Origin of the sequence: Tenacibaculum maritimum NCIMB 2154 (genome assembly GCF_900119795.1) — a bacterium.
Taxonomy (GTDB): Bacteria; Bacteroidota; Bacteroidia; order Flavobacteriales; family Flavobacteriaceae; genus Polaribacter; species Polaribacter maritimus.
In genome coordinates, this window is sequence record NZ_LT634361.1 from 620,001 (window position 1) to 633,426 (window position 13,426).

Annotated in this window: 13 protein-coding genes, 2 rRNA genes and 1 pseudogene (1 of these 16 running past the window's edge); 6 read left to right on the forward strand and 10 right to left on the reverse strand. The window is 32.2% G+C overall.

Annotation, left to right across the window (positions count from 1 at the left end; all coding sequences use genetic code 11):
* Together MARIT_RS02900 and rrf are read left to right on the forward strand one after the other, a co-directional pair.
* Nucleotides 1-178: ribosomal RNA gene (locus MARIT_RS02900) — 23S ribosomal RNA — on the forward strand; it begins 2,701 nt to the left of the window's first position.
* Between the two features lie 106 nt (nt 179-284).
* A 5S ribosomal RNA gene (gene rrf, locus MARIT_RS02905) occupies nt 285-393 on the forward strand.
* Nucleotides 394-501: 108 nt separating this feature from the next.
* Here rrf and MARIT_RS15835 read toward each other — a convergent pair.
* The 3 genes and pseudogenes from MARIT_RS15835 to MARIT_RS15845 all read right to left on the reverse strand — a co-directional run.
* Nucleotides 502-867 (reverse strand): annotated as a pseudogene (locus MARIT_RS15835) (ISL3 family transposase); the annotation flags it as partial.
* Nucleotides 868-917: 50 nt separating this feature from the next.
* Nucleotides 918-1,199 (reverse strand): transposase, encoded by a 282-nt coding sequence (locus tag MARIT_RS15840; RefSeq protein ID WP_394364684.1) that lies wholly within the window; start codon nt 1,197-1,199, stop codon nt 918-920.
* 3 nt (nt 1,200-1,202) lie between these two features.
* Complete coding sequence (locus MARIT_RS15845) at nt 1,203-1,358, reverse strand: hypothetical protein (protein WP_231975187.1); 156 nt, start codon at nt 1,356-1,358, stop codon at nt 1,203-1,205.
* A 39-nt stretch (nt 1,359-1,397) separates the two neighbouring features.
* Between MARIT_RS15845 and MARIT_RS02915 the strand changes: the two genes are divergently transcribed.
* Nucleotides 1,398-1,892 (forward strand): helix-turn-helix domain-containing protein, encoded by a 495-nt coding sequence (locus tag MARIT_RS02915; protein WP_024742594.1) that lies wholly within the window; start codon nt 1,398-1,400, stop codon nt 1,890-1,892.
* Complete coding sequence (locus tag MARIT_RS02920; RefSeq protein ID WP_100210705.1) at nt 1,861-2,469, forward strand: IS630 family transposase; 609 nt, start codon at nt 1,861-1,863, stop codon at nt 2,467-2,469. Before MARIT_RS02915 ends, MARIT_RS02920 begins: the two co-directional genes overlap by 32 nt.
* Before the next feature lie 156 nt (nt 2,470-2,625).
* Here MARIT_RS02920 and rodA read toward each other — a convergent pair whose 3' ends face one another.
* The 7 genes from rodA to MARIT_RS02955 form a co-directional block, all read right to left on the reverse strand.
* A complete protein-coding gene (gene rodA, locus MARIT_RS02925) occupies nt 2,626-3,903 on the reverse strand; it encodes a rod shape-determining protein RodA (RefSeq protein WP_024741974.1) in 1,278 nt (425 codons plus the stop codon).
* Nucleotides 3,884-5,770 (reverse strand): penicillin-binding protein 2, encoded by a 1,887-nt coding sequence (mrdA, locus tag MARIT_RS02930; RefSeq protein ID WP_100210706.1) that lies wholly within the window; start codon nt 5,768-5,770, stop codon nt 3,884-3,886. Before mrdA ends, rodA begins: the two co-directional genes overlap by 20 nt.
* A 495-nt stretch (nt 5,771-6,265) precedes the next feature.
* The gene (gene mreC, locus MARIT_RS02940; protein ID WP_100210708.1) at nt 6,266-7,096 is read right to left on the reverse strand and encodes a rod shape-determining protein MreC; all 831 of its coding nucleotides are present in this window, start codon (nt 7,094-7,096) and stop codon (nt 6,266-6,268) included.
* A 16-nt stretch (nt 7,097-7,112) separates the two neighbouring features.
* Entirely contained in the window at nt 7,113-8,141 is a 1,029-nt protein-coding gene (locus MARIT_RS02945) for a rod shape-determining protein (protein ID WP_024741978.1), read from the reverse strand.
* 80 nt (nt 8,142-8,221) lie between these two features.
* Nucleotides 8,222-9,748: a bifunctional phosphoribosylaminoimidazolecarboxamide formyltransferase/IMP cyclohydrolase gene (purH, locus tag MARIT_RS02950; RefSeq protein WP_024741979.1), complete on the reverse strand. Its 1,527-nt coding sequence runs from the start codon at nt 9,746-9,748 to the stop codon at nt 8,222-8,224.
* A gap of 168 nt (nt 9,749-9,916) precedes the next feature.
* Nucleotides 9,917-10,042 carry a hypothetical protein gene (locus MARIT_RS16025; protein WP_262509188.1) on the reverse strand — a complete coding sequence of 42 codons (126 nt, stop codon included), beginning with the start codon at nt 10,040-10,042 and terminating at the stop codon, nt 9,917-9,919.
* A gap of 91 nt (nt 10,043-10,133) precedes the next feature.
* Nucleotides 10,134-10,589 carry a GAF domain-containing protein gene (locus tag MARIT_RS02955; protein WP_024741980.1) on the reverse strand — a complete coding sequence of 152 codons (456 nt, stop codon included), beginning with the start codon at nt 10,587-10,589 and terminating at the stop codon, nt 10,134-10,136.
* Between the two features lie 121 nt (nt 10,590-10,710).
* Between MARIT_RS02955 and MARIT_RS02960 the strand changes: the two genes are divergently transcribed.
* Together MARIT_RS02960 and MARIT_RS02965 are read left to right on the forward strand one after the other, a co-directional pair.
* Nucleotides 10,711-11,121 (forward strand): HYC_CC_PP family protein, encoded by a 411-nt coding sequence (locus MARIT_RS02960; protein ID WP_051398859.1) that lies wholly within the window; start codon nt 10,711-10,713, stop codon nt 11,119-11,121.
* A gap of 69 nt (nt 11,122-11,190) precedes the next feature.
* The gene (locus MARIT_RS02965) at nt 11,191-13,425 is read left to right on the forward strand and encodes a TonB-dependent receptor (RefSeq protein WP_024741982.1); all 2,235 of its coding nucleotides are present in this window, start codon (nt 11,191-11,193) and stop codon (nt 13,423-13,425) included.
* Nucleotide 13,426 lies beyond the last annotated feature (1 nt).

Sequence of the window (13,426 nt, forward strand, 5' to 3'; positions counted from 1 at the left end):
AGCACTGCTGGGTAGCTACGTCGGGAAGGGATAAGCGCTGAAAGCATATAAGCGCGAAACCCACTACAAGATGAGATTTCTTTAAAGGGTCGTTGGAGATTACAACGTTGATAGGCTATAGGTGTAAAGGCAGTAATGTCATAGCCGAGTAGTACTAATAACCCATAGGCTTATGTATGGTCTTCCCCTCCATGTGAGGGGAGGATAGACTCTTTATAATGATTTGATTAGGATATTTTTTTACTAATATGTTAACTTTTACAGTTGGAATATACTGAACGATTTAAGGTGATTATAGCGATGGGGCTCACCTCTTACCATTCCGAACAGAGAAGTTAAGCCCATTAGCGCCGATGGTACTGCCACAGGTGGGAGAGTAGGTCGTTGCCTTGCTTTTAAAGCTCTTAGTTAAAAAACTAAGAGCTTTTTTTATGGAATTTATTTCCGAAAGGAATGCACTAGATATAAGGGCTTTTTAAGGATCAATCGCAAAAGTTGTGGTTAAGCAAAAACCTGAGTTAATCTGTATAAGAAAAATTCTACGTTTCTCACCCCTCTAAATTGTGTTCTAAATGCTTTTACCTTTGCATTGAAAGATTCCGCGGAAGCGTTTGTGCTTCGATTGTCAAAATAGTTGCGTATAGATTGATAATTTAAATTAATAGAGTTGGCTACAATACTAAAAGCTTTAAATTTTGATTCCTCTACCTCTTTAAACCAATGCGCTAGCTTGGTATAGGCTATATCCTTGGTTATAGTTTTGTTATTAAACAGATTTTTGAGTTTTTGACAGATGCTGTATGCCTTTTTAATATCAGGATAGTTTTTAAATAATATTTTAGCTCTTTGCTGTTGTTTTGGTGTCCAATCACTTTTGGATTTATATAATAAATATTTACTTCTTGCTAATAATTGTTTTAAAGTATCTGCATTAGTAAAAGTTTTAGTAGTGTATGCTTTGTTATTTTTTTAGCTTCTTTTATTTGGTTGTTTTCTTGGTCTATGGCTTTCCAACGATGTTTTATACGAATATCTTGTAAAGCATCTAAGGCTAATTTCTGCACATGAAATCTATCTGTGACTTGCACAGATTTAGGAAAGCATCTTTTAACGATTAATTTCATGGAATATGCCATGTCTAAAGTGATTTCTTTGACTTTATTAGGTTTAGCACTTGGTATTTTATAAAGATATTGGATTACTTACTCCTCCTTAGTTCCTGCAATGATAGCAACAATACTTCCTGCCTTGCCTTTGGCTTTTTTGTTAGTCGCAATAGTATAGAGTTCTGTTTTAGACAAAGCAACTTTATCAATAGAAAGTTGTTTTCCTATATTCTCAGGGGATAATAATACCAATTAAACTTTAATTTAAGTTAAATTTATTATCTTTAAGGTATGGGAAGACTGACTCAAATCCGTATTAGAGAAGATTTAGACACATTAGAATCGTACAAACAAAAAGTAACCAATTTTAAGAGTTCACAAAAGCTTAAAGTTTTGTTTTTAATTAGCTCAGGAGGTTATAAAACATTAGGTCCAATAGCTAGTATCCTTTCTATCAATTATAGTACTCTTCATAGATGGTTGAAGATATATAGAGAAAAAGGAATAGATTATTATCTAAGTCCAGACAAACGTAATAGATCCTCAAAAATAATTACTCCTGCTATTCACAAGGAGTTACAGAATCTGTTGAACCAAGAAAGAGTTCAATTCAATGGTTATAAAGATGTTCAAAAGTGGTTAGAAGTAAATCACGGTGTTAAGATTGAATATCAATGGCTTTGGAAATACTTAAAAACTAAATTAGGTACTACTCTTAAAGTTCCAAGAAAAAGTAACGTTAAGAAAGATAAAGATGCTTCGGCTGAATTTTTTAAAACTTCCTGATAGGTTTAATTTGATTAGAGATAGTCTAAATAAGAATAATAGATTTGATAGCGTCAATTTATATTTTCAAGATGAATCTCGATTTGGTCTGAAGACCTTTGTAGGTAAATGTCTATCGTTAGTAGGATTAAAACCAGTAGTGTCTTACCAACATAAATTTTCTAATACTTACCTGTGGGGTAGCTATTCTCCTATAAATGGAGATAGTTTTGTGTGGGAAATTAATGGAGTAGATTCAAAAATATTTGAAGCCTATTTAGCGGCTTTTTCTCTACATAATCCTAACGAATATAAAATTGTAGTTATAGATAATGCCGCTTTTCATTCCTCAAAAAATATTAATGTGCCTGATAATATTTTTCTCTTGAGAATACCTCCGTACACACCAGAACTTAATCCCTGTGAACAAATATGGCAATATATCAAGTATCGTTTTAGAAATAAGTATTTTCAAAATATGACAGAATTAAAACAATGGTTATATCAAATTGTAAATCAAATGGACAATGAACTTATAAAATCAATTGTAGCTGATTATAGATACAAAGAAATATTTATAACGCATTTTAAAGTTTAAATCGTATAACCAATCTTTGGCATGTGATTTTTCCTTCCACTATTTAAAATCGCTTAAATAATCTTTAAACTGGCGCTGTAGTTTCTTACCATTAAGCCCATAAAAACTAGCAATCGTATTTACCTCTTAAAGGAAAATCTTCCACCATATTTTGACCTACCAGTTGTATTTTTTATGCGCATCTAGTCTAATAAAAATAAAAAGCAATACAGTAAAACCCCATAAAGAAGAGCCGCCATAACTAAAAAAAGGGAGCGGTATTCCAACCGTAGGAAGCAATCCGATGACCATACCTATATTTACTACGATATGGAAAAAGAATATAGAAGCCACCCCATAGCCATAAACCCTTCCAAATTTATTAGTTTGTTGTTCTGAAAGGTATATAATTCTATAAAGAAAAGCCATGAAAACGATAATAACGGCGCAGCTTCCTATGAATCCCCATTCTTCTCCAATAGTACTAAATATGTAGTCAGTATCTTGCTCAGGAACAAATTTTCCTTGTGTTCTATCCCCTTGCAGAAAGCCTTTTCCTAGAAAGCCACCAGAGCTAATTGTTAATTCAGATTGATGAGTGTTATACCCAATACTTTTAGTATCCTTTTTTTTCCCCAGAAGCACATCAAAACGATCTCTATGATGTTGTTTAAAAATGTTGTTATATGCAAATCCAGCACTGATAATAAAGCCTCCTAATATGATATAAGTGGCAGTAATTTTCATCCAATTAAATCGTAAAAATCGCTGATCTTTATACATTGCATACAGTATAAATAATGTAATAATAGCATATATCGCTATAAGAATCCATAAAGCACCAAAGTATATTGTTCCTATAAAGAGTAAGATAGCTGTAGTACCAAAAAGCAAGTAGTTTAAGGTCAATCCTTCCCTATTTAGCACAAAAAAGAAAGCCAAATAAATGAGTACAGAACCCATGTCGGGTTGCAATGCAATAAGAAAAGCAGGAGTAAAGATGATTATAAAAGCCTTTATTTGATTTTTGATAAGCTTTAAATCGTATTGCCGATCACTTAGTAGTTTTGCTAAGGCGAGTGCTGTAAAAGCTTTTGCAAATTCAGAAGGTTGTAGTCCTATACCTCCAAAATTGTACCAAGAGGTTGCCCCGTTGATATTTTTACCGAAAATGAATAATCCTGTTAAAGAAATGATAGAGATGAGATAAAAAAGAGAAGCAAAGCGCTCGTAAAATTTAGAGTTTAAGAACAGGATAAAAATAATGATGAGGAGGCTTAAAGCTATCCATATAAGTTGTTTTCCGTATCGAGTAGAAGCATCTAGCATCGTTGTGTGTGCTTCTGTTGTAGAAGCAGCATAGATGTTTAGCCAGCCAAATCCAACTAGAGAGAAATAAAAGATAACGAGTAGCCAATCAATATTTAAAAATATATTATTCCGTTCCTGTCGCAATGGTATCTAGTTTTTGAATTTGTTTATCGTAAGTTTCTTGCAGGTTCATTTGAAGCATTTTCTTTTCGCGATAGTAGTTGGCTTTAGAAATAGAGCCATTCAAGTATTTTTCAATCATTAAGCTCGTTATAGGAGCAGCAATAGTTGACCCGTAACCTCCATTTTCAACAAAAATAGCAAGTGCTATTTTAGGATTATCTTTAGGAGCAAAAGCAACGAAAATAGAATGATCAGGAAGTTTGATCTTTTTACCATTTATTCTAGTAAAGTTTTCTACTGTTCCTGTTTTACCGCAAATATCAATTCCTTTAACTTGGCTATATTTTCCTGTTCCTGTTTTAAAAACTTCGTGCATGGCTTCTACTACGGGAGGGAAGTGTTTTGCATCAACAGATGTTTTTTTAGGAACGGTATAAGAGGAATCTTTGATAAATGATTTACTTATTTTTTTTACAATATGAGGAGTGTAATAGTAACCTCTATTAGCAATGGCAGCAGTAACATTAGCTAGTTGTATAGGAGTGGTTTCTATTTCACCTTGACCAATAGCGTTTGATATTGTTGTAGTTGCTCCCCAACGATATTTATAACGACTGGTATAAAATTGAGCATTAGGAACTCTTCCCCTTCTACCAGAAGGAAGGTCATACCCTAAAAAATTACCTAGTCCAAAGCTTTTTACATGTTTACTCCAAACATTTAATCCTTCAGACGGAGTTTTATATTTATCGATTATTTTTCGATAAGTTGCTGAGAAATAGCTATTACAAGATTTAGCAACAGCAGCATTAAATCTAATAGGTCTTCCAGTAATTCCACAATGGCATCCCATGAATTCCTTTTTCCTTTTTCCATAGCGATATCCATGATAACAATATACATAGAAGTTTTTATCAATGACCTCTTCCTGCAAACCAATAAGTCCGTTAAGCATTTTAAAAGGAGAACCAGGGGCGTATTGAGCTTGTAAACCTCTATCATACATAGGTTTGTTAATTGTATCGCCAAAGAGTTTTATAGAATTGGAAGAACGTTTGCGCCCAACCATCATATTAGGATCATATGAAGGAGCTGTTATTAAGGCTAAGATTTCTCCAGAGGAAGGTTCAATAGCAACAATGCCTCCTCTTTTACCAGTCATAAGCGTTTCGCCATATTTTTGCAAGTCGCTATCTATGGTTAACGTCAAATCTTTTCCTGTTACAGCAAGTGTATCATATTTTCCGTTTTTATAGGAGCCTATGATTCGATTTAGATTGTTTCTTTGTAGGTATTTTTTACCTTTAGTTCCTCTAAGAGTTTTTTCATATTGTTTTTCTATACCCCATGCACCAATAAGCTCTCCTTGCTCGTAGTAATCACTTTTTTTAGCGAGATTAGGATTTACTTCACTAATATAGCCAAGAATATTTGCCGCAGCGTTAATTGGATAGTTTCTTATGATTCTCTTTTGAATATAAAAACCTTTGAATTTATTTAGTTTTTCTTGAAGAAAGGCAAAATCTTCTTTAGCCAGTTGCTTTACAAATACAGAAGGAAGCCATCTTGCATATTTTTTTGCTTTTTTTATTTTAAGATCGAAGCTTTCTTTTGATATTTTTAAGAGTGTGCAAAATTCAAGAGTATCTAGCGGCTTTACCTCTTTTGGGATGACCATAACATCATAGGATAATTGATTGGCTACTAGTAATTTTCCATTACGATCGTAAATGTGCCCACGTTCTGGGTATTCGTATTCTGGTTTTACAGCGGCATTTTTAACAGGATTGTATCCGGAGTTCCGAAGTATTTGTAATTGGAATAATCTTCCTATAAAGATTAATCCTATACATGTGATTAAAAAAATAAGCAAAAAACTTCGCTTCATTATTGCTTTTTACTGAATATAAAGGTTCCTAAAAAAAATAGAATTAACGTAAATATGCTAGAAAATATTGTATTTACGATAACGCCTGAAAAATTGTGAAAGCTAAAGTTAATGAAAGTAAATAATATGAGATGATGAATAATAGTTAAAATTACCACATAATTAAAAACTTTTCCAAAAGCTTCTAAGCGAAGGTTAAATAAAGGGAAATCGACTGCTGTCTTATTGAATATCAATTTGATAAAGAATAACCGAATATAGGCTATAAATAATATAGAAAAGGCGTTTACTCCTCCTGAATCAGCAAATAAGTCAACCGATAAACCTAATAAAAAGGAAAGAAACAAAAAGGGTATTCTGTTTTGATTTAGCGGATAAAAAAAGACGAAAGAAATATATAGGTAGGGATTTATGTACCCTAGGAATAAGATATTATTCAGGATAAATACTTGTAGTAGTAACAAGAAAAAAAATAAAAAACTGATATAAAACGCTTTATTCACTTGTTGTATTTTCTAGTATTTTAATTTCATTTTTATGTAAATTACTGATAATATAAATATTATATAAGTTGCTCATGTCATTAAATAACTTGATGTCTAATGTATTTGAGGCTGTGTTTTGTAATGGCACATTTAAAATGGTTCCAATAGGAATGCCTTCAGGAAAAATGGTTGATTTACCTCCAGTAATGATGGTGTCTCCTACTTTAAAGCTGGCCTGTCTTGGTATGTCTGTTAGTTGAACGATGTTGTAGTTGTTGCCATTCCATTTAAGAGTTCCAAAATGAGTACTGTTTTTTAAACGCGCATTTATGTTACTATTTTTATTAAGTATTGATCGCACTCTGGCATAGTTATTAGAAACAGCATCTGTAATTCCAATAATGCCCTTGCTGTTAATAACTGCCATTTCTTTAGAAACGTTGGCGTTTTTGCCTTTATTGATGGTAATAAAGTTGTAGGGAGCGTGGTAATTGTTATTGATTATTTTAGCGTTGATATAATCATATTTTTGATGGTATAAAAGTGTGTCTATATGTGTAAAGTTATTGGTGCTATCGTTGGAAAAGCGCACTTTTTCCAAGAGTCTTCTTAGTGTTATATTTTCATCAACTAGTTCTTCATTTTGAGCTTTTAAGCTTAGATAACTTGCTAGATTAGCATACCGTTGGTACAAACCTCCTGTAATGAAATTAGCAGAATTAATAAATTTGCTCTTATGAAAAGTATGATTATTGATTGTTAAAGCAACGGCAATTATTTCTAAAAAAATAAAAAATAAGAAATTTTTATACTTCTGAAAGAAATAGACCAGCTGCTGCATATGAAAATAAACAAAATTACTTAATTAATACACTTTTGTATTTTTCCAAATCTTTTAGAGTAGTTCCCGTACCTCTAACAACTGCTCTTAAAGGATCTTCAGCTACATATACAGGTAAGTCTGTTTTTCTTGACAGACGTTTGTCTAGGCCTCTAAGCATAGATCCCCCGCCAGCTAAATAAATTCCAGTATTATAGATGTCAGCCGCTAATTCTGGAGGTGTTTTTGATAATGTTTCCATAACGGCATCCTCTATTCTTAAGATAGATTTGTCCAATGCTTTTGCTATTTCTCTGTAAGAAACCTGTACTTGTTTAGGTTTTCCGCTTAGTAAATCTCTACCCTGTACCATCATGTCTTCAGGAGGAGTATCTAAGTCTTCCGTAGCGGCACCAATTGTAATTTTTATTTTTTCGGCAGTAGTTTCTCCTACATGTAAATTGTGTTGTGTACGCATATAGTACATGATATCACTGGTAAATAAGTCACCCGCAACCTTTACAGATTGGTCACAAACAATTCCAGCTAATGCTATAACAGCAATTTCAGTAGTACCTCCACCTATATCAATAATCATATTTCCTTTAGGTTCCATAATATCAACACCAACACCTATGGCCGCAGCCATTGGTTCATAAATAAGATATATCTCTTTGGCATTCATATGGCGAGCAGAATCAATCACGGCACGTTTTTCTACTTCGGTAATTCCTGAAGGAATACAAATAACCATTCTTAAAGAAGGAGGAAAAAGCTTCTTTTTGATAGCGGGTATTTTCTTTACAAATTCCTTAATCATTTCTTCAGAAGCTTGAAAATCAGCAATAACTCCATCTTTTAAAGGGCGGATAGTTTTAATATTTTCATGGGTTTTCCCTTGCATTAAATTGGCTTCCTTTCCAATTGCAATGATCTTTCCAGTAATCCTATTTCTTGCAACAATTGAAGGGCTATCAATAACTACTTTGCCATTATGAATAATAAGCGTATTAGCTGTTCCTAAATCGATAGCGATATCTTCAGTCATAAAATCGAAAAAACCCATAAAAATACTTCTGTTTATTTTAAGTTAAATGTAACCTGACAAATTTACTAAAAAACTGTATTGCTTTTACATTCAAAAAATTAATGTTTAAAATGTCTAGTTCCGGTAAAAACCATACCTATATTATGCTCATTACAGTAGTCTATACTTAATTGGTCTTTAATAGAGCCTCCTGGTTGAATAACGCTTTTTATTCCTGCTTTATCTGCTATTTCTACGCAATCGGGAAAAGGAAAAAAAGCATCGCTTGCCATTACAGCTCCATGCAGGTCAAAGTTAAAACTGATAGCTTTTTCAATAGCTTGTCGTAAGGCATCTACTCTACTAGTTTGCCCAGTTCCGCTTGCATATAATTGTTTGTTTTTAACCAATACGATTGTGTTAGATTTGGTGTGTTTGCATATTTTTGAAGCAAACAGTAAGTCTTCTAACTCTATTTTAGTAGGTTTATTGTTAGTAGGATACGTTATGTCTTCAATAGTATCTGTTTTTAAGTCTTTATCTTGAACTAGAATTCCGTTTAAGGCAGTTCTTACAGTTTGCTGTGGTAGTACCGTTTCTTTTTGGATTAGTAAAACTCTGTTTTTTTTCCCTTTTAAAATTTCTAATGCGTCGTTTTCATAACTAGGAGCAATGACCACTTCGCAGAACAGCTTATGAATTTCTTGCGCAGTAGCTTTATCTATTTCAGTATTTGAAATAAGAACTCCTCCAAAAGCAGAAGTAGGATCTCCTGCTAAAGCATCAAGATATGCTTGGTGTAAGCTTTCTCTTTGGGCAAAACCGCAAGCATTATTATGCTTTAGTATGGCAAAAGTAGGAGCTTCTCCAGAGAATTCCCCCATCAAATTGGTAGCAGCATCAACATCTAATAAATTATTATAGCTAAGTTCTTTTCCATGTAATTGCTCAAACATAGCTTCTAAATCTCCAAAGAAATAGCCTTTTTGGTGAGGATTTTCACCATATCGTAAAACTTTAGCATTTATTTCACTGGCTTTATAAGCTATTTCATCTTCATTAAAATAGTTAAAGATGGCAGTATCATAATGCGAAGAAATATTAAAAGCTTTCGCAGCTAACTTTTTTCGGTCAGCAATTGTAGTTTCTCCATTATTTTCTGAGATAAGTTTTAAGAAGCTATCATATTGATCAATAGAAGAAACAATACAGGTATCTTTAAAGTTTTTAGCAGCAGCCCTTATTAAAGAGATGCCACCGATATCAATTTTTTCGATAATATCTTGTTCTGTAGCATTGGAAGCAACAGTTTTTTCAAAAGGATATAAATCAACGATCACTAAATCTAATTGAGGAATTTGGTATTCTTCCATTTCTAGAAGGTCACTTTGGTGTTCTTGACGATTTAAGATGCCTCCGAAAACTTTTGGATGTAAGGTCTTTACGCGTCCACCTAAGATGGAAGGGTAGGAAGTAACTTCTTCTACAGGGACTACATTGATCCCTAAATTTTGGATAAATTTTTCAGTACCACCAGTTGAATAGATCGTAACATTTAATGCATCTAACTTTTTCACCAAAGGTGCTAAACCATCTTTGTGAAAAACCGAAATCAATGCAGATTTGATTGTTTTTGTGTTGTTCATTGTTGTGTTGTTGTTAAGCACACAAAACTACTAAAACAAAAAGTATTTACAATAAAATAAATAGCTACTTCACGCATTTATTTTTAAAGATAGAAACACCATTAAAGCATATATGCTTTAATGGTGTTTCGTTGAGCAAATCTTTAAGGTACTTGAAAGTAAATAGCTTTATTCTGCATTTTCTAAAAAATTACGAAACCAAACTGTAAACTTTTCAAGTAAAGTTTGCTCTGCTTTGGCTTGGGAACTTGTGTTACCCAAAGCAGCATACGTGGGGGATTCTTTATTACTCATAATTAAAGGAGAATTAGAGAGGTTAATAAAAAAGGGGGGATGAAGTCTCTAATTTAAATAAAAAATCACTGATATCCAAATAATTATATGTTTATTGTATGAAAGTCGCTACTTTTTCACAAACATACTCTAATAATTCTTCGTCTTTAGAGGAAAATGGGTTTATGGTATGAGAGTCAATGTCAATTTGTCCAATATTTTCGCCATTGACAAAAATAGGGATTACAATTTCAGATTTAACTTTCCATCCGCAAGAAATATAATTGTCTTGCTCTTTTACATCTTGTACTACAAAATTTTCATTACTAAGAGCTACCTGCCCGCAAATTCCTTTTCCAAAAGGAATGATGGTGTGTTCTGTTGGCTCTCCTGTGTATTGAGCCAATTTTAGTTCTTCTTTAGTACCATTTTTAAAATAAAAACCCACCCAGTCATAATAAGAGATTTCTGAAGATAGGTAGTTGCAAATTTCTTGGAGCTTTTCTTCTTTTGTATTGTAGGTAGATATAATGGTATTTATTTGACTTTTTAAATGTGTTATATTCATTACATAAAATTTTTTACTTTATCTTTAATCGTATTTTATTCAAAGAAATTACAAAAGTACTCTTAACATCTTTTTAAAAAAAGAGATGTATAATTTTTTATATTTTTGTAAAACAAAATAGATGAAATTGACTCTAACTAAAATAGCGGTGTTTGTACTGAGTCTTTTAGTACTTTTTTCTACGGTATCTTTTTCTGTAGAAAAGCATTTTTGTGGAGATTTTTTAGTAGATGTTTCCTTTTTAGGAACTGCGGATAGTTGTGCTATAAATGTAAAAGATGATTGTAGTACATCAATGATTAAAAAGAAATGCTGCAAAGATGAACTGCACAAAATTGAAGGTCAGAAAGAATTAAAGAAAGAATTCATAGATTCGTTTGATTTTAGTAAACAAAAGTTTGCTTTCGTATTTCTTGTTTCATATTATAATTTGTTTCAGCCTTCTGGAAAAGGAATTGTACCGCATGAAAATTATTCACCTCCAGATCTGATATTTGACATACAGTTACTTCATGAGGTATTTATCATATGATATTACATTTTATAAAAAGCTATTCGTATAGCAAAATATACAATGTAAAATTATAAATGATAAAAAATAATGAAAAAATATATTTTCAGCACATTGTTGCTGCTACCAATATTATTATTCTCGCAAACTACTTTTAAGGGGATGATTATGGATGAAAAGAATCCGCAAGATAATTTAGGAGTTTACGGAGCAAATGTTTATTGGCTAGGAACCAAAGTAGGAGCTACTACAAATGAGAAAGGTTGGTTTTCTATTCCATATAAAAAAGAATACAAAAAGTTAATCGTAAGTTTTGTAGGGTATAAGACCGATACATTAACAATTGAAGAGATACACCCAATTCATCATTTTATAAAAGAAGAAGGAGAATTAGATGAAATTTCAATTTCAACAAAAAGAAAAGGAATACAAAAATCATTTTTAAAAGCTCAAAATGTGTTTATAGTAAACAGTGATGAGTTATTAAAAGCCGCTTGTTGTAATTTGTCGGAAAGTTTTGAAACCAATCCGTCTATAGATGTTAATTTTTCGGATGCATTAACAGGAACCAAGCAAATTCAAATGCTTGGTTTAACAAGCCCTTATTTATTAATAAGCCAAGAAAATATCCCATCAGTTCGGGGAGCTTCCCAAGCTTTTGGATTAACATTTACTCCAGGAACATGGGTTGAAAGTATCCAAATAACAAAAGGGGCAGGAAGCGTTGTAAACGGATATGAGAGCATTTCAGGGCAAATTAATGCTGAGTTGGTAAAACCATTTTCGGATAAGAAATTCTTTTTAAACGCATATGGTTCTTTAAATGGAAGGTTAGAGTTAAATAGTCATTTCAATCAGAAAATAGCCAAAAAATGGCAAACAGGAATATATGTTCATGGAAATTATAGGGGGGAGAAGTTTGATAGGAATAAAGATAATTTTTTAGATACTCCTTTAGCAAGACAAATTAATGTAATGAACCGTTGGCAATATACAGATACAGAGAAAGGGTGGTTGAGTTTTGTTAATTTAAGGTATCTAAAAGATGAAAAACAAATGGGAGAAATTAATTTTATTCCAAAATATAACAGAGGAGGAAATAGTGTATGGGGTAGTGAAATTAAAACAAAACGGTTTGATGCTTCGGCAAAAATAGGATATGTTTTTCCTGAATTGCCTTTTCAAAGCTTTGGATTTCAGGTGTCTTATAGTAATCATGAACAAGATTCTTATTTTGGACTGAGAACATATGATATTGTACAGGAAAGTGTTTATACCAATTTATTATTTAATTCGATCATAGGAGATACTCGTAGTAAGTTTAAAACAGGAGTAAGTTTTACTTATGATAAATATGGAGAAAAAGTTGATTTTACAAATTATAATAGAAGAGAGTATGCTATTGGAACTTTTTTTGAATATGCTTATGATAATATGGATGATTTTAGTTTTACGGCTGGTATTCGAGCGGACAAACATAATGTATTAGGAACCTTTTTGACCCCCAGATTGCATTTAAGATATATCCCTTGGGAGAAGGGGGTATTAAGAGCTTCTGTAGGGAGAGGTAGAAGAAGTGCTAATATATTTGCAGAAAATCAGCAATTATTTGGAAGCTCAAGAAAAGTTAATATAGAAAAATCAGGAGGAAATATTTATGGGTTGGATCCAGAGGTTGCTTGGAATTACGGGATTTCTTTTTTACAAGGTTTTCGTGTTTTTGATAAAAAAGGAGATATTACTTTAGATTATTATATTACTAGCTTTGACAATAGGGTTGCTGTGGATTGGGAAAATTCTCAAGAAGTATCTTTTTACAATGTAAGAAATGGTAGTACAGCAAAAAGTTTTCAAGTAGAAATTAACTATGATCTTTTAAAGAATTTAGCGTTAAGGGCTGCTTATAAGTTTTACGATGTTTCAACGGCTTATAAAAACGGTCGGTTACAAGGTCCTTTACAAGCTAAAAATCGTTTTTTTGCTAATATATCTTATGAAAAAGGAAGAAAAGAACGGTCTTGGAAATATGATTTGACATATAACCTTATAGGGAAACAACGTTTACCAAATACAATAAATACTCCTGTGGCATATACAATTCCAGAATATTCTAAGAGGTACAGTTTGCTAAATATGCAAATAACAAGGGTGTTTTCAAAAAAGTTTGAGGTGTATTTAGGAGGGGAGAATATTACAAACTATATGCAAAAAAATCCTATTTTAGCAAGTGAAGCTCCTTTTGGAGCTCATTTTGATACGAGTATTGTATATGCCCCAGTTTTTGGAAGCTCATTTTATACAGGTTTAAGATTTAAAATAGATTAGA